Consider the following 17,167-nt stretch of genomic DNA (forward strand, 5'->3'; position numbering starts at 1 on the left):
CGGAGTATATCGACTCTCTGCTGGTCAAATATTTTAATGCTGTATGTGTGTAAAGGGGTGGCATTCGCTGCCCCTTATTTGTTTCCGCAAGGTCAGATTTTCCATTAATATGCAGCTAGTTCCATGAATCCGGAATCCCCCTTTTTGCTTGACTTTACGGCATGGTATGGTCTATTTTGCCAGTTTGTTAAACTGTTGGGAAAGTCTTGCCTTGTCGGTTAAAAAGGGGATTTATGGAAGAGCTGAGTGAGCTGTTGCTGCAGAGAAGAAGGAAAGTTGACATGCTGTGGGAGGCGGGGATCAACCCGTACCCGAACGACTATAAACCGGCGCACACCTCGGCCGATCTGCAGGATGAATATGGTTCGGTCCAGGAGATACCCGAACAGGCGAAAAACTATGTTGTTGCCGGGAGAATAATCGCCAGACGGTCATTCGGCAAGGCAGCCTTCGTCCAGTTGCAGGACCGCAAAGGCAGGATGCAGGTTTATGTCAGGAAAGATACCATTGGTGACGAGTCCTTTGCCAATTTTGATTCTTTCGATATCGGCGACATCGTTGGTGCTGAGGGATGGCCTTTCAGGACCAAGACCGGCGATCTCTCTTTGCACGTGACCTCGATTCGGCTCCTGACCAAATCGTTGCTGCCGTTGCCGGAAAAATTCCATGGCCTGACAGATGTGGAAACGCGCTACCGGCAGAGATACGTTGACCTGATCGTTAATCCTGAAGCACGTGAAGTCTTTATCAATCGATCAAAGATTGTCAACCTGATCCGTGCGTTCATGGTGAAAAACGACTTCCTTGAAGTTGAAACCCCCATGATGCACCAGATCCCGGGTGGTGCCACCGCCCGACCGTTTGTAACCCATCATAACGCCCTTGACATGGAGCTTTTCCTGCGTATTGCCCCGGAGTTGTACCTCAAAAGACTTGTGGTCGGCGGGTTTGAGCGGGTTTTTGAAATAAACCGGAATTTCCGCAACGAAGGGATCTCCATCCGTCACAATCCCGAATTTACCATGATGGAGTTTTATCAGGCCTATGCGACCTTTGAGGACCTGATGGACTATACCGAGCAGCTGCTTTGTCATGTTGCCCAGGAGTTGCTAGGCTCGCTCGACTTCCAGTATCAGGATCACACCATAAGCTTCCAGCGTCCTTGGCGGCGCTTGACGGTCCTTGAGGCCATTCTTGAATATGGGGATATCGACGCAAAAAATCTTGCCGACCGCGACCTTGCCTATGCGTACGCCAAGAGCATCGGCCTTGATCTTCCGGAAGACATCGGTTACGGCAAACTGGTCACCGAGATTTTCGAGGAAGTGGCCGAGACCAAGCTTATTCAGCCGACCTTCATTACTGCTTATCCGACTGAGGTTTCACCGCTTTCGCGCAAGAATGATCAGGACCCGGAGATTGTCGACCGTTTTGAGCTTTTCATCGCCGGCCGCGAGCTGGCCAATGCCTTTTCTGAGCTTAACGATCCGGTTGATCAGAAAGAGCGGTTCCTGGCCCAGGTTGCAGCCAAGGACAAAGGGGATGAAGAGGCCCACTATATGGACGAGGATTACATCCGAGCCCTGGAGTACGGCATGCCGCCTACTGCTGGGGAGGGAATCGGCATAGATCGCCTTGTCATGTTATTGACTGATGCCGCATCGATTCGCGACGTGATTCTTTTTCCACAACTGCGGAAAGAAAAGTAAAGACTGAAACGTGAAAAGTGAAATGTAACAAGCCGGAGCAGGTTGTATCGTCACCCTTAACCATTCACAATTCACAGGTTTCTTAATGCCCTACGAACTTTTCATTGGTCTCCGCTACCTTAAGGCAAAGCGGAAATCTACGTTTATCTCCATCATCACGGTGATCTCCACCAGCGGTGTGGCTTTGGGGGTGCTTGCTCTCATTGTCGTGCTGGCGGTGATGACCGGCTTCGAGGAGTCGCTCAAGACCAAGATCATGGGGACCAACGCCCATGTCGTGGTCCTTGGGGGGAGTAGCGGCATTGATAATTACCCCGGACTCATTGACCGCATAAAGAAATTCGGGGGAGTGCAAGCCGCAACTCCCTTCATCTACAGCCAGGTAATGCTGACCAGCGGCAAGAATGTCTCCGGTGTTGTGCTCCGCGGCATCGATCTGGAGACCGACGGGAAGGTCACCAATCTTCACCGTGCGGTATGTGACGGGGATATCAAGGCTCTCGCGTTTTCGGCAGGGGCGCCGCTGGCTGGTTCTGAACCGCCACTTCCCGGCATCATGATCGGTCGCGAGCTTTCCAGGAACCTAAACCTTTATGTCGGAGACACGCTTAATGTCGTTTCTCCGATGGGGAACATAACGCCGCTAGGCATGATACCCAAGATGAAGAAATTCCGGGTTGTCGCCCTTTTCAATACCGGGATGTACGAATATGATGCGACCCTTGCCTATGTAGGGCTTTCCCAGGCCCAGGAATTCCTCGGCATGGGTGACAGTGTCACCGGGATCCAGCTGAAGGTGGCTGACGTCTACAAGACCGGTGAACTGGTGAAACAGCTGAATGCAGGCCTCGGCGCGCCGTACCATGCCCGCGACTGGATGCAGATGAACAAGAACATCCTGTTTGCGCTCAAAACCGAGAAGATGGTGATGTTCATCATTCTGACGCTCATAGTCCTGGTTGCCGCTTTCGGCATTGCTTCGACCCTGTTCATGGTTGTCATGGAAAAAACCAAGGATATTGCCATCCTCAAGTCGATGGGTGCCACTGGCAGCAGTATCATGAAGATTTTTGTCCTGGAAGGTTTGATCATCGGCGTTACCGGGACCTTCGCCGGCACTGTAGGCGGATTGCTGATTGCCTGCAACCTGGAGCAGATTGTCAATTTTATCCAGCGCTTGACCGGTTTTGAGCTGTTCAGCAAAGACGTGTACTATCTTGACCATTTTCCGTCACAGGTGGTGCCGGGCGATGTGGTTCTGATCTGTGTTACGGCGATTGCGATCTCGTTTATCGCAACACTCTACCCGGCTTGGCAGGCATCGCGGATGGCGCCGGCGGAAGCGCTCAGATATGAATAGTCTCCTTGAGATCAGGGGGGTCCATAAGTCCTTCGGCAGCGGAGCCGCCAAGGTTGATGTCCTGAAGGGGATCGATCTTGATGTTGCTGAGGGTGAGACCATCGCCCTTGTCGGGGCTTCCGGGGCCGGTAAGAGCACCCTGATGCATATTCTAGGAACCCTAGACCGTCCTACTTCCGGAAGTGTTCTTTTCCGCGGAGAAGACGTCTTCAAGGCCGGCGATCAGGGATTGGCTTTATTTCGCAATCGTTCAATCGGTTTCGTTTTCCAGTTTCATCATCTGTTGCCGGAGTTTACGGCCTTGGAAAACGTTATGATGCCGCTACTTATTGCCGGACAGAAAAGGGCTGATGCTGTCGATTCCGCCTCGTCTCTGCTTCGTGACGTTGGTCTGGGACACCGATTTACGCATCGTCCCGGCGAATTGTCCGGAGGGGAGCAACAACGCGTGGCCATTGCCCGGGCATTGGTCGGGTCACCGCAACTGTTGCTGGCAGATGAGCCGACCGGCAATCTTGATATGAAAACCAGTGACGAGATTCACGCCTTGCTGGGCGAGATTCATGCCGCGCGACGATTGACCCTGATCATAGTCACGCATAACGAACGGCTGGCTGCCCGCATGGGGCGCACAATTCAGATGGTTGATGGGAAGATCGGAATACAATGATCGTTCTGGAGGGGTTTTGTCTATAAGCTTCGGGAAAATATTTTCTAGCGCTCTACTCCTCTTCGTTCTGCTCACCGGCTATGCCTTGGCTGAAGGTGAGAAGATCACTGAAGTCAAGATTTCCGGTAACCGAAGGATCGAGTCTGATGCCATAAGAAATGCCCTGACCGTAAAAGCCGGTGATCTTCTCTACCTGGACAAGATAGATGCCGACGTTAGAGCAGTATTCAAGCTTGGTCATTTTCAGGATGTCAAGGTTGAAACGGCACCAGGTGAAAAAGGGGTGATCGTCACCTATATCGTGACCGAAAAGCCGGTAGTCAGAGACATCAAGATCGAGGGCAACAAAGAGCTGTCCGCCGACAAGATTAAAGAGGTTCTGGAATTAAAAGCCAACTCGATTTTCTCGGCCAAGGACCTGGCAAGAAGTATTAAGAAAATCAAGAAACTGTATGCCGATGAGGGTTACTATCTAGCAGAGGTTGAAAGTTCAACTGAAAAGCGCGGGGATACTGACCTCAGGCTCCTTCTCAAGATCTCTGAGGGTAAAAAGATCCTGATCCAGGAGATCCGCTTTGACGGCAATCACTCGTTCACTCGCCGTAAACTCAAAGGGCTGATGGAGTCAACCGAAGACTGGTGGCTTTCCTGGATGACCGGCGCCGGGGTTTATAAGGAGGAAGTGCTGAAAAACGACATCGCCCTCATTGCTGATTTTTATTTCAATAACGGCTATGTGAATGTCAAGATTGCCGAGCCCCATGTTGATCTGCTACCGGACAAAAAAGGGCTTCTCGTCCAGATTGACATCAAGGAAGGCGATCAGTACCGGGTGGGGGCAATTGACTTTAAAGGCGACCTGTTGGAAAAAGCCGGAGAGCTGTCGAAACAGCTCAAGCTGAAAAGCGGTGAGATTTTCAGTAGATCAGTACTGCGAGGCGATGTCTTCCAGTTGACCGATCTTTATGCCGATCAAGGGTATGCCTTTGCCAACGTCAACCCGCTTACCAAACTCAATCCTGAAGCAAAAACCATTGATATTACCTTTGACATGGAAAAGGGTGAAAAGGTCTACATCGACCGGATTACCATCTCCGGCAACCCCAAGACCAGGGACAAGGTTATTCGTCGCGAATTGAAGCTGGCAGAGGGTGACCTATACAACAGCACCGGCCTGAAGAAGAGCAAGCAAAACCTGATGAACCTGGGGTATTTTGAAGAAGCCACCCTTGCCACAGAGCGAGGCTCGGCCGATAACAAGCTGAATCTCAAGGTCGATGTCAAAGAGAAGCCGACTGGAACCTTCAGCATCGGCGCCGGCTACAGCTCTCTTGACGGCTTCATCGGCCAGGGCTCGGTACAGCAGGCCAATTTCTTCGGTTTGGGGCTAAAGGCCAATGTTTCGGCATCGATCGGCGGCAAGTCAAGCACCTACAGCCTTGGACTCACCGATCCATACTTCCTCGACAGTCGCTGGACCGTCGGTGGCGACCTGTATCGATCGCAAAGGGACTATCTGGATTATACCCGTCGGGCGATCGGTGGCGACATCAAGGCTGGCTATCCGATCAGCGATACGCTCAGTACCTTCTGGATCTATAAATATGAACAGAAGGAGATCTTCAATATCTCCCAGGCCTTCATTCTCACCAAGCAGGAGTATGATCCCTCTTCGACTACCAGTTCCATTTCTGCCAGTCTGACCAGAAATACCACCGACTATCGCCTGGACCCGACCACCGGCACCATGAGTTCACTTTCTGCTGAATTTGCCGGTCTTGGCGGTACCAGCCGCTTTGCCAGGTACATCGGCGAAACAACCCTGTTCACCCCGCTTTTTTGGAATGCCGTCTTCTCGGTTCGCGGCGTCATGGGGCATATCCAGGGGATCGGCAAGGATATTCCGATCGACGAGAAATTTTACCTTGGCGGGATCAGCACCCTGCGCGGCTACGGCGGCAGAACGGTCAGCCCTTACAAGCTGGTTGAAAGCCGACAGAATGTCGGTGCAACGGCTTCAATAATCCGTTCTTATACCGGTGGCAACACCGAGGCGGTGTTCTCAGCCGAGATGACCATGCCGCTGATCAAGGAGGCTGGCCTGAAAGGTGTTGTCTTCTTTGATACCGGCAACTCGTATGATAAACCAAGCGATCTTTTCAAAGTCATGCAGAGCAGTTACGGCTTCGGAGTCCGCTGGTTTTCGCCGATCGGGCCGTTGCGCCTTGAATATGGCATACCGCTCAATCCGCGCACAGGCATAGACAGCAAGAGCGGCAAACTGGAATTTTCCATCGGAAGCTTCTTCTGATAACAACAAAGGAGAACAATATGAAATCAGGGATCATTGGATTACTTGTTTCGCTGTTAATGCTCGGAGCTACCAGTGCCGGCGCTGCAGATGCGCCTAAAATCGGCACGGTAGACATTCAGAAGGTCCTGTTTAATTCTGAAGCCGGCAAGACGGCAAAAGAGCAGCTGGCCGGCAAGATCGCCAAGCATGAATCAGAGAAAAACTCCAGGGAAGACGACCTGAAAAAGCTCAAGGCAGACCTGGAGAAGCAGAATATTCTGCTTAATGAGACGGCTCGGAATGCGAAAGAGAAGGATTACCAGCAGAAGCTCAAGGAATACCAGCGTTTCATCAAGGATGTGAATGATGAACTCCAGGCCAAGGATGAGGAGCTGAAGAACAAGATCATCGAAGAAGCCTTTAAGACCACCCAGGAGTATGGCAAGAAAAACGGGTTTTCCTTGATTGTGGCCAAAAGCGAGATGCTGATGTACATGGATGAGAATATCGATCTGACCGATGAGATCGTAAAGCAGATGAACAGCAAAAAAGACAAGAAATAAATATCAAGTGGTTATTATCTATCGAACAGGGTGTTGCACATGAACAAGTCCTTACAGGAGCTGGCAGACTATCTTGACGGTAAGGTAATCGGCGATCCTTCCGTATTGGTCAGTGGTCTTGCCTCATTAGATGATGCTCGGGAAGGGGAGATCACCTTTCTCGCCAATCCCAGGTATGCAGCAAAAGTCGCCTCAACCAAGGCCTCTGCCGTGGTTTTACCTCCAGGAGCGGATGGCCATGGCAAAAATGTGATCGAGACGGCAAATCCGTATCTCGCTTTTGCCAAGCTGCTGACCCTGTTCCATGTCAGGTCACCGAAGCCGCAAGGGGTGATGCCTGGGGCATTTGTCGGGGCGAATGTTGCTTTGGGTGCAGATGTGACCGTGTACCCCGGAGCAACGGTTCTGGATGGGTCAAAGCTGGGTGACCGGGTCGTCATTTACCCCGGTGCCGTGGTTTATCAAGGCGTTACTATCGGTGATGATGTCACCATTCATGCCAATACGGTGATTCGCGAGAGATGCATCATCGGCAACAGGGTCATAATCCATAGCGGGGTCGTAATCGGCAGCGATGGTTTTGGCTATGCGCCTGATGGTGAGCAGTGGTTCAAGATCCCCCAGGTCGGGATCGTCATTATAGAGGACGACGTCGAGGTCGGCGCCAATTGCACCATTGATAGGGCGGCACTCGAAGTGACCCGCATTGGTAAAGGCACCAAGATCGACAACCTGGTGCAGATCGCCCATAACTGCCAGATCGGCGAGAATTGCATGATCGTTGCCCAGGTCGGCATAGCAGGCAGTACCAAGATCGGCAAGCATGTGACGTTTGCCGGTCAGTCAGCGGTTGTCGGGCATCTGACCATTGGAGACAATTCGATGATCGGTGCCAAGTCCGGCGTGGCGTGCAATTTACCGGCAGGAAGCCTTGTGAGTGGGATTCCTGCCTATGATCATCGCCAATGGCTGAAGACCTCGGCGATTGTGCCGAAACTGCCGGAGATGAAGAAGACCCTAGGCACTCTGGAGAAGCGGATTGCAGACCTGGAGAATCTCTTGAATAGCAAAAAGTGACGTTATATTTGGTGAAATCGGTTTGTTCAAAAGGGGGACAAAATGATAATGGATGTAAACCAGATTATGAAGATATTACCTCATCGGTTTCCGTTTCTTTTGGTTGACAGGGTAATCGAGCATGACCCGGGTAAACGGATTGTTGCCTTAAAGAACGTTACCATCAATGAGCCGTTTTTCCCCGGACATTTCCCCGGTCACCCGGTCATGCCCGGTGTGCTTATCATTGAGGCCATGGCGCAGGTTGGCGGAATCCTAGCCTATTTGGCGACAAGTGATGATCCTCAGAATAAAGTATGTTATTTCGGTGCAATTGACGAAGCAAAATTTAGAAAACCGGTTGTGCCTGGAGATCAGCTCAGAATAGAGATTGACGTCATTGCCTGTAAACGGGGGATATGGGTGTTTTCCGGCAAGGTGTTTGTTGATGGCAAGCTGGCGACTGAAGCCAAGTTAAAGGCAACTCTAGCAGATAAGGACACGAAATAATGATACATCCAACAGCGATAATCCATCCCGGCGCGCAGATTGCCCCTGATGTAGAGGTTGGCCCGTACGCAGTGATTGGAGAGCATGTAAAGATAGGGCGTGGCACGAAGATCGGCGCACACGCAGTCATTGATGGCTGGACAACAATCGGCGAAGAGAACCAGATCTTCCAGATGGCTGCCATCGGCGCTGCCCCGCAGGATTTGAAATACAATGGCGAGGAAACCCTGGTCATTGTCGGGGACCGCAATGTTATTCGCGAATTTGCCACCATTCACCGCGGCACGGTCAATGGCCGCAAACAGACGGTTGTCGGCAGCAACAATATGCTGATGGCCTATTCCCACGTTGCCCATGACTGTATCCTTGGCGATGGCATTGTCATGGCCAATGCCACAGCCCTTGCCGGGCATGTAACCGTAGACAGTTTTGCCATTCTGGGCGGACTGGTTGCTATTCACCAGTTTGTCAATATTGGCGGTTATGTGATGATTGGCGGCGGCACCATGGTCGGCCACGACATTCCTCCCTTTACCATTGCCGCTACCTGTGACAAACGGGATGCCTCACTGCGCGGGCTGAACCTGATCGGCCTCAAGCGTCGCGGTTTCAGTCCTGAAGTGATTTCCGACTTGAAGAAGGCCTACCGCATCCTGGCCTTCTCCAAGCTGAAACTCCCGGAGATCCTCGCCAAAATCAAGAGCGACGTCAGAAAGTCAAAGGAAGTCGACTATTTTGTCGATTTTATCGAGCGGTCTGAGCGCGGGATCTGCCGGCCATGAGTAAGATCAGAACTGCAGTCATCGGGGTCGGTTACTTGGGTAAGTTTCATGCCGATAAGTATGCCGCTTGTGACGGCTCAGAACTTGTTGCCGTGGTTGATGCCGATCAGAGCCGTCTCGCTGAGGTTGCCGGCCTGCTGGGCGTCAATGCCGTGGCTGATTACCGGGACCTTGCCGGCAAGGTAGATGCCGTCAGTATTGTGGTCCCGACCAAGGCCCATTTTGAGGTTGCTGAGTATTTCCTTTCCCGCGGTGTTCATGTCCTGCTGGAAAAGCCGATGACTGCCACTCTTGAAGAGGCGGTCGAGCTGAATCGGATTGCTGCTGAAAAAGGGGTTGTCCTGCAGATCGGTTTTCTGGAGCGGTTTAACCCGGTTTATAAAGCCCTGCGCAATAGCCTGAAGACTCCGCGCTTTATCGAAGCGAGCCGGATCGGGCCATTCAAGGCGCGTGGTACTGATGTCAGTATCATCCTCGACCTGATGATCCATGACCTGGACATCATACTTTCCCTGGTTGACTCCCCTGTCCGGGAAATCAGGGCGACCGGCGCCCCGGTATACAGCGACAAGGTTGATATTGCCAATGCCCGGCTTGAATTCGAGAACGGCTGTGTCGCCAACATTACCGCCAGCAGGATCAGCCTGAAGAGCGAGCGCCGGATGCGGATCTTCCAGAACGATTCGTACCTGAACGTCGATTTTCAGGAGCGGAAGATCGTCAGGCTCACGAAAGGGGAAGGGGAGCAGATGCCCGGTGTACCTGACCTGGCAAAGGATGAACAGTCGTTTCCCGCCTCCGATCCGTTGCGGGATGAAGTAGAGTCGTTTATTGCTGCTGTCAGAGCCGGAGCACAGCCTCCGGTGACCGGATTGGACGGCAAGAGGGCGCTTGAAGCGGCACTGATGATTGAAAAGGCGGTTAATTTTTAAACAAACATATGCCATGAAAAGGAGAAGTTAAGATGATTCCCATGGTTGATCTGAAAGGGCAATACCACATTCTCAAAGAAGAGATCGATGCCGGAGTCCTGGCGGCTCTTGAAAATACCCAGTATATCCTTGGCCCGAATGTGGCGGCTTTTGAAAAAGAAGCAGCCGAGTACTTAGGGGTAAAGCATGCCATCGGTTGCGCCTCAGGCACCGATGCCCTGCACCTGGCGTTGGCCGCAGCCGGTATCGGCCCCGGTGACGAGGTGATCACCACTCCGTTTACTTTTATCGCTACCGCTGAGGCCATCCGCTACGTCGGAGCAACGCCGGTCTTTGTTGATATTGACCCCAAGAGCTTCAACATCGTCCCCAGCCTGATCGAAAAGGCGATAACCCCCCGCACCAAGGCGGTGTTGCCGGTTCATCTCTTCGGCCAGCCTGCTGACCTGAAGGCTATTGCAGAGCTGTGCAAAAACAAGGGGCTGCTTCTGATAGAGGACTGCGCCCAGTCATTCGGGGCCGATATTGACGGCAAAATGACCGGTTCCTGGGGGCTGGCTGGCTGTTTCAGTTTCTTCCCGAGCAAGAATCTCGGTTGCTACGGCGACGGTGGTCTGGTAACCACCAACGACGACAAAATAGCCGAAGAGTTGAAAGTGCTCCGCAACCATGGCAGCAGGGTCCGTTATCACCATCATGTTATCGGTTACAACAGCCGTCTTGACGAAATCCAGGCTGTTATCCTGCGGGTCAAGCTGAAGCGGATTGAGGAGTTCACCGCCGGGCGGAGACGGGTTGCCCATCTGTACAGCTCGCTGCTGGCCGGCTCGGCTTTGACCCCCCCAGCTGAAGACGGCATCGGTCGGCATGTCTATCATCAGTACACGACACTTACCGACAAGCGGGATGCTGTTATGGAGGCGCTGACCAAGGCCCAGATCGCGTCTGCTGTCTACTACCCGATCCCACTTCACAAGCAGGAGGTGTTTGCCGATGAGTTCAAGTCGGTTCAGCTTCCTGTGTCTGAAGCGGTCGCGGCACGCTGCATGTCTCTGCCGGTATTCCCGGAAATGACCGATGACCAGGTGCGTCAGGTGGTAGAGGTTATCAAGTCGGTTTGACGGGCGGGTTTCACTTTTTTGGCTGATAGAGACGCCCTGCCGGGCGTTTCTATGTTTATGGGAGCATTGTGCAGGCTAACAGGATCATGATCGTTTCCGGTGAGGCTTCCGGTGAGATGTACGGGGCACGCCTGGTTGAAGAGGCGCGACGGATTAATCCGGGGCTCTCGTTTTTCGGCATGGGCGGTCAGCGGATGCGTGAAGCCGGCGTTGACATCCTGGTGGATGCCGCTGACATGGCCGTGGTTGGGCTGATTGAAGTCATTGCCCACTTTGGCGTTATCAGAAGGGCTTATGCCACGCTGCGCAATATTCTCAGGGAGGATCCGCCACAGCTGCTCATTCTCATCGACTACCCGGATTTCAACCTGCTCCTGGCCAGGGTGGCAAAAAAGGCCGGAGTCAAGGTCCTCTATTACATCAGCCCCCAGGTCTGGGCCTGGCGAGCCGGCAGAGTCCACAAGATTGCCAGGCTCGTCGACCATATGGCGGTTGTCTTTCCGTTTGAGGTCCCTTTCTATGAAAAGGCCGGTCTCGCGGTTACCTTTGTCGGCCATCCGCTGGTCGATATGGTCAAACCGGCCATGGGGAAAACTGCTGCCTGCAGTTCCTGCGGTCTTGATCCTTTGCGCCCGGTAGTGGGGCTGTTCCCCGGCAGCCGCAAAGGTGAGGTTAAAAGGTTGTTCCCGGTGATTCTGGAAACTGCCAGGTTGTTGCGGGAAAGGTTTCCAGATCTCCAGTTTGTCCTCCCCATGGCATCAAGCCTTACCATGGATGATCTGCAGCCGCAGATTGCTGCCAGCGGGTTGGCTGTCACTGTTGTGGACGGCAGGGTCCATGATGTGATCCAGGCGTGCGACGTCATTGTTACGGTTTCCGGGACTGTTACCATGGAGATCGCGCTACTGGGCGTGCCGATGGTGATCATCTACAAGGTTTCACCGCTCACCTACGCTATCGGCACCAAGCTGATCCGGGTCGATCATATCGGCATCTGCAACATTGTCTCGGGAGAGCGGGTGGTCCCGGAACTTACCCAGCACGATGCCGTGCCTGAAAAAATTGCTGCAGAACTAGGAAAGATGCTGATTGATAGAGATTATAGCGAGAGCATCCGTGAGAAACTGCACCGGGTCAGGTCTCTGCTCGGAGAAAGCGGGGCCTCGCAGCGCGTTGCCAGGCTGGCAGTAGATATGCTCGAACAAGGGAATCCCAGATAATGAATTCATTCCGTCGTATCGTTTTATACAGCAAACCATACTGGAAGCGCATGGCGATTGCCGCCATTGTTTCGACCGGTGTCGGGGCCATGGACGGCGCCTTTGCCTGGCTGGTGGAGCCGTTGCTCAAGAAGATCTTTGCGGAGAAAGATCTCCTGGTATTCACTCTGTTGCCGTTCGGCATCATTATTCTGTTCGTTATCCGCGGGATATGCCGTTTCACCAATGACTACCTGATGCGTACCGCAGGACAGATGGCGGTGCAGGGGGTCCGTAACGAGATCTACCAGCGGAATATGAGGCTGTCGCTCGGCTTTTTCCAGCGCCAGACCACCGGTGGCCTGATGTCGCGGGTGCTGAACGATGTCAACATGATGCAGGAGGGGGTCGGGACCATTATTACCGGACTCTTCCGCGACGGGTTGTCCGCTGTCTCGCTCCTGGGGGTAATCTTCTACCGCAACTGGCAGTTGGCCTTAATCTGCTTCATTGTTCTGCCGGTCACAGTCTACCCGGCCCAGAAAATTGGCAAGCGGATCAAACAGATTGCCAAGGGGGGCCAGGAGACGATGGGTAATATCGCCGGCATCCTCCAGGAGACCTTCTCTGGGATCAAGGTGATAAAGGCGTTCGGCCTTGAAGAACGGGAGATTGCCAAGTTCAGGGATCGTAACCACGAGTTTTACTATTTTCAACGTAAATCGATAAAATACGAGGCGTTGTCAACCCCGGTGACCGAGTTCATCACCTCGTTCGGGGTGGCTGCCGTGATCTGGGTCGGCGGGGCCAATGTCATGTCCGGCAGGATGAGCGCCGCAGAATTCTTCTCTTTTATCACCGCGATGGTCATGATGTATTCACCGGTGAAAAAACTGACCAATGCCTACAATGTCATGCAACGGTCCATCGGCGCTTCGGAGCGGGTCTTTGAGATTATCGACGCTGAGCCGGAGATTGTCGATGCCCCGGATGCACGGCCGGTATCCCGGGTACAGGGTGAAGTTGAGTTTAGGGACGTCTCCTTCAGTTACCAGGATGAAGAGGTGCTGAAAAAGGTTTCCCTGTCTGCCAAAAAAGGTGAGGTGGTAGCGCTGGTCGGTCCGTCCGGGGGCGGCAAGACTACCCTGGTTTCTCTGATTCCCCGGTTCTACGATGTGAAGTCCGGCGCCATTCTTATTGATGGTCAGGATATCAGGGGCGTTGTCCTGGCTGATCTGCTGAAGCAGATTGCCCTGGTTGACCAGGAGACCATCCTGTTCAACGACACCATTGCCAACAATATTCGCTATGGCAGGACCGATGCAGCCGATGCGGAGGTCGAAGCAGCAGCAAAGGCGGCCTTTGCCCACGACTTTATCATGGAGATGCCGGAAGGGTATCTTACCAACATCGGCGACCGGGGGGTACGTCTCTCAGGTGGCCAGCGGCAGCGGCTGTGCATTGCCAGGGCGATTCTCAAAGACGCCCCGATCCTGATCCTGGATGAGGCCACCAGCGCTCTTGACACCGAGAGTGAGCAGATGGTCCAGAGTGCGCTGGAAAACCTGATGGCCAATCGGACCACCTTTGTCATTGCCCACCGACTTTCCACCATTTTCCGTGCTGACAAGATAGTTGCCATAGAAAACGGGGAGATCAAGGAGAGTGGGAGTCATGCCGAGCTTCTGGCAAAGGATGGTCTGTACAAGCGACTCTATGACATGCAATTCCAGGGATGAAAGAGCTAAGGCGTAACATACTCAACCGGCTCAGTCCGCAGATCGCCTGGTTGATCTACATCCTGTTGTGTTTTTTCCGGCTGACCATGCGGATTCGGGTGGTTGGTTTGGAAATCATGAAGGAGTTTGTCAAAAGTGGTGAGGGGTTTATCGGGATTTTCTGGCATGGCAGGCTGTTGATGATCCCGTTTGTCTATCCTGGGAAACGGATGAATGTCCTGATCGGCACCCACCGGGACGGCCAGTTGATCGCCGATGTCATGAAATGTTTCGGTTTTGGCCTGGTCCGAGGCTCCTCCTCAAAGGGGGGGGCGGCTGCCCTGCGAGAGATGAAGAAGCTGCTGGCCGAAGGTGATGATATTGCCATAACCCCGGATGGTCCCCGCGGACCGGCTGAAGTCGCAAAAATAGGGGTTGCGCAATCTGCCAGGGTAAGCGGCAGGCCGGTGGTGCCGGTTGCCTTTTCCTCTTCGCACAGCTGGAGAGGCACGAGCTGGGACAAGATGCTGATTCCCAAACCGTTTTCCAAAGGGGTTTTTGTGATTGGTGCGCCGCTTCGCTATTGTGAAGGCGAAGATCTGGAAGTTTTCCGATTGCGCATTGAGACTGCCCTGAAAGAGACTACGGCGCAAGCTGATTGTTTTTTCACCGAAACCCAGCAATAACCTGACAACCGACACTCCGGGCCGAAATGTATTTACTCTACAATATCCTACTGCTACTGCTGTTGCCGGTGATAATCGCCTGGCATCTGTATCGCTCAGTGAGCAGAGGGAGACCTGCCGCGTTGCGGGAGCGGTTTGGCTTTGTCCCGGCCATATTACCTCCCGCCGCTTCCCGTCCTATCTGGGTTCATGCCGTATCAGTAGGGGAATCAGTGGCCTGCCGCCCCTTGCTCAAGGGGATCAAGGCGCGTTTCACCGCTACACCACTGCTGATCTCCAATATGACGGAAACCGGACGGCAGGTTGCTTCAGGTTTTCCGGAAGTGGATCTGGCGCTCTATTTCCCCTTTGATTACCCGTTTGCCGTGCGCCGCCTGCTGAGGGCAGTCAAGCCATCGGTAATCGTGATTGTCGAAACCGAACTATGGCCGAACTTTCTCCGTGAAGCCAGGTTGGCCGGGATCCCGGTGGTTATCGCCAATGGCCGGATCTCCGACCGTTCCTTCCGGGGTTATCTTCGGGCAAAGGCCTTTTTCCGGCCGGTGCTGGCAAATGTCTCCCGTTTCTGCATGCAGGGGGAGGAGGATGCGCGGCGGATCATTGCCATTGGCGCTCCTGCCGACCTGGTACTGGTCTCCAGGAACCTGAAGTTCGACATAACCGCTTCTCCGGTAACGGTTGGCCGCAAGGAAGAGCTCAGGGACAAGTTTTCCGTTCCCGGTACGGCAACGGTTTTCACTGCCGGTAGTACCCATGATGGCGAAGAGGGGCAGCTGATTGCCGCGTATCTCGACCTTCTGGCAGCAGAGCCGAAGCTGTTCATGGTGCTTGTGCCGCGACACCCGGAGCGGGCAGCTGCCGTCGCTGAACTCTTAAAAAGACATGGCCTCAGTTACAGGCTGAGATCAGAGCTTGTTGCTGATTCCCAACCGTTGCAACCGGGAGAGCTGCTGCTGGTTGATACTGTCGGCGAACTGATGCAGTTCTATGAGCTTTCGGATATTGTCTTTGTCGGTGGGAGCCTGGTGTCGAAAGGTGGCCACAACCTGCTGGAACCGGCTTCGCTGGGGGTACCGGTCCTGTTCGGGCCGCACATGGCCAACTTCCGGGAAATTGCCTCGCTGGTGAAACAGTATGATGCCGGTCACGAGGTGGAAGATGCGCACCAGCTGGTCACGGCCATCCGCCAGCTGCTCAACGATCCGGTCAGACGCAACACGATGGGAGAGAACGGCATTCGTCTGCTCAGCGACAATGGCGGCGCCACTGCCCGGCATATGGCGGTGATCGAAAGCATGATCAAGGGTGAGGCGTGAAGGGTGAAGCGTATTTTAAAGATCTGATTTCCGGGAAACGGCACGGGGCCGGCGACCGTTTACTTTTCACGTTGTTGCAGATTGTTGCTTTGGTGTATGCCGCTGTCATGCGACTGCGGGCCTTCGGTTACCGGGTCGGTCTTCTTCGATCGCGCAAGTTGCCGCGACCGGTCATCTCTGTGGGAAACATCACCGTGGGGGGCACCGGCAAGACCCCGACGGTTCTGCATCTCGCCCGGCTGCTAATGGCCCAGGGTAAGCGCGTGGTAGTGCTCACACGAGGTTATGGTGGCACCCTGGAAGGGGAAACCAGGGTGGTCAGCGACGGTACTTCGCTGCTGCTTTCCCCTGAAGAGGCGGGCGACGAGCCGTGCCTTCTGGCTTCACAGCTTCCGGAGTTGATTGTCGTCATGGGGTCTGACCGCTATCTGGCCGGCATGCTGGCAATGGAGCGCTTTTCGCCGGACCTGTTTATCCTTGACGACGGTTTTCAGCACCTGCGGCTGCAGCGCGATCTCAATATCCTCCTGCTGGACGGACGCGATCCCTTTGCCGGTTCCAGGACCCTCCCGGCAGGTCTACTGCGTGAGCCGGTCTCCGCGGCAGGCCGGGCCGATCTCGTGCTATTCACCCGTTGCGGAGATGTGGCTCCGGAGATACCGCCAGCCATTCAGGAGATTCCGCACTGTACCGCTTCCCATGCCTTGACTGGCTGGCTACCGCTTGCCGGTGGAGAAGCGAGACCTTTTTCTGAGTTGAGTGGTCGCAGGATCATTGCCTTTGCCGGTATTGCCGACCCATCCGGTTTCTTTGATACCCTTGAGCAGCAGGGCTTGCCACTGCTTGCCACCCTTGCCTTTCCAGACCACACAAAGTATGGCAAAGAAGAGCTGGAGGCCCTTGGCGGGCTAAAGCGGTCAAAAAGGGCCGACTGCCTGATTACCACTGGTAAAGATGCCGTCAAACTGCTGCCGTATCGTGGCATCCTGAGGGACTGCTGTGTCGCCCAACTGGAACTGAAGATCAACGAACCTGGGCTGCTGCTGGCAGCGCTGGAAAAATTGCTGTAAAAGGGGAGATTCTATGGCACTATCACCCGAATTGATATCGATTCTTGTATGTCCGCAGTGCAAAGGGAAACTCGACATGGAGCCTAATGAAACGGCCTTTCTCTGTTCTGCCTGCAGACTTCGCTACCCGGTGCGGGAAGGGATACCGGTGATGCTGGTTGATGAGGCCGAGAAAATCTGAT

16 protein-coding genes are annotated in these 17,167 nt (G+C 53.9%); all 16 read left to right on the plus strand.

The genetic code is table 11. From position 1 onward, the window contains the following. Positions 1 to 233: 233 nt before the first annotated feature. The 16 genes from lysS to KI809_RS14665 all read left to right on the plus strand — a co-directional run bounded on the left by lysS (position 234) and on the right by KI809_RS14665 (position 17,166). Positions 234 to 1,709, plus strand: a complete 1,476-nt coding sequence (gene lysS, locus KI809_RS14590; protein WP_214172318.1) for a lysine--tRNA ligase — start codon at positions 234 to 236, stop codon at positions 1,707 to 1,709. Positions 1,710 to 1,794: 85 nt separating this feature from the next. Continuing rightward, positions 1,795 to 3,069 (plus strand): lipoprotein-releasing ABC transporter permease subunit, encoded by a 1,275-nt coding sequence (locus tag KI809_RS14595; protein WP_214172319.1) that lies wholly within the window; start codon positions 1,795 to 1,797, stop codon positions 3,067 to 3,069. Then, positions 3,062 to 3,739, plus strand: a complete 678-nt coding sequence (locus KI809_RS14600) for an ABC transporter ATP-binding protein (protein ID WP_214172320.1) — start codon at positions 3,062 to 3,064, stop codon at positions 3,737 to 3,739. The genes KI809_RS14595 and KI809_RS14600 overlap by 8 nt, the downstream gene beginning before the upstream one ends. Before the next feature lie 22 nt (positions 3,740 to 3,761). Then, positions 3,762 to 6,050, plus strand: a complete 2,289-nt coding sequence (gene bamA, locus KI809_RS14605; protein WP_435052259.1) for an outer membrane protein assembly factor BamA — start codon at positions 3,762 to 3,764, stop codon at positions 6,048 to 6,050. A gap of 20 nt (positions 6,051 to 6,070) precedes the next feature. Beyond that, complete coding sequence (locus KI809_RS14610; protein WP_214172322.1) at positions 6,071 to 6,595, plus strand: OmpH/Skp family outer membrane protein; 525 nt, start codon at positions 6,071 to 6,073, stop codon at positions 6,593 to 6,595. A gap of 39 nt (positions 6,596 to 6,634) precedes the next feature. Beyond that, positions 6,635 to 7,672, plus strand: coding sequence for a UDP-3-O-(3-hydroxymyristoyl)glucosamine N-acyltransferase (gene lpxD / locus KI809_RS14615; RefSeq protein WP_435052257.1), 1,038 nt, complete (start codon positions 6,635 to 6,637; stop codon positions 7,670 to 7,672). Between the two features lie 42 nt (positions 7,673 to 7,714). Beyond that, positions 7,715 to 8,161, plus strand: a complete 447-nt coding sequence (fabZ, locus tag KI809_RS14620; protein ID WP_214172324.1) for a 3-hydroxyacyl-ACP dehydratase FabZ — start codon at positions 7,715 to 7,717, stop codon at positions 8,159 to 8,161. Further along, a complete protein-coding gene (gene lpxA / locus KI809_RS14625) occupies positions 8,161 to 8,943 on the plus strand; it encodes an acyl-ACP--UDP-N-acetylglucosamine O-acyltransferase (protein WP_214172325.1) in 783 nt (260 codons plus the stop codon). The genes fabZ and lpxA overlap by 1 nt, the downstream gene beginning before the upstream one ends. After that, entirely contained in the window at positions 8,940 to 9,875 is a 936-nt protein-coding gene (locus KI809_RS14630; protein ID WP_214172326.1) for a Gfo/Idh/MocA family protein, read from the plus strand. Before lpxA ends, KI809_RS14630 begins: the two co-directional genes overlap by 4 nt. Positions 9,876 to 9,907: 32 nt before the next feature. Continuing rightward, complete coding sequence (locus KI809_RS14635) at positions 9,908 to 10,996, plus strand: DegT/DnrJ/EryC1/StrS family aminotransferase (RefSeq protein WP_214172327.1); 1,089 nt, start codon at positions 9,908 to 9,910, stop codon at positions 10,994 to 10,996. An 86-nt stretch (positions 10,997 to 11,082) separates the two neighbouring features. After that, complete coding sequence (gene lpxB / locus KI809_RS14640; RefSeq protein WP_214172535.1) at positions 11,083 to 12,216, plus strand: lipid-A-disaccharide synthase; 1,134 nt, start codon at positions 11,083 to 11,085, stop codon at positions 12,214 to 12,216. Then, complete coding sequence (gene msbA, locus KI809_RS14645; protein ID WP_214172328.1) at positions 12,216 to 13,934, plus strand: lipid A export permease/ATP-binding protein MsbA; 1,719 nt, start codon at positions 12,216 to 12,218, stop codon at positions 13,932 to 13,934. Before lpxB ends, msbA begins: the two co-directional genes overlap by 1 nt. Then, positions 13,931 to 14,599, plus strand: coding sequence for a lysophospholipid acyltransferase family protein (locus tag KI809_RS14650; RefSeq protein ID WP_214172329.1), 669 nt, complete (start codon positions 13,931 to 13,933; stop codon positions 14,597 to 14,599). Before msbA ends, KI809_RS14650 begins: the two co-directional genes overlap by 4 nt. A gap of 26 nt (positions 14,600 to 14,625) precedes the next feature. Beyond that, the gene (locus KI809_RS14655) at positions 14,626 to 15,915 is read left to right on the plus strand and encodes a 3-deoxy-D-manno-octulosonic acid transferase (protein ID WP_214172330.1); all 1,290 of its coding nucleotides are present in this window, start codon (positions 14,626 to 14,628) and stop codon (positions 15,913 to 15,915) included. Then, positions 15,912 to 16,985 carry a tetraacyldisaccharide 4'-kinase gene (gene lpxK / locus KI809_RS14660; protein ID WP_214172331.1) on the plus strand — a complete coding sequence of 358 codons (1,074 nt, stop codon included), beginning with the start codon at positions 15,912 to 15,914 and terminating at the stop codon, positions 16,983 to 16,985. Before KI809_RS14655 ends, lpxK begins: the two co-directional genes overlap by 4 nt. Before the next feature lie 13 nt (positions 16,986 to 16,998). Beyond that, a complete protein-coding gene (locus tag KI809_RS14665) occupies positions 16,999 to 17,166 on the plus strand; it encodes a Trm112 family protein (RefSeq protein ID WP_214172332.1) in 168 nt (55 codons plus the stop codon). Position 17,167: the final 1 nt, after the last annotated feature.

This window comes from Geoanaerobacter pelophilus (genome assembly GCF_018476885.1).
Lineage (GTDB): Bacteria > Desulfobacterota > Desulfuromonadia > Geobacterales > DSM-12255 > Geoanaerobacter > Geoanaerobacter pelophilus.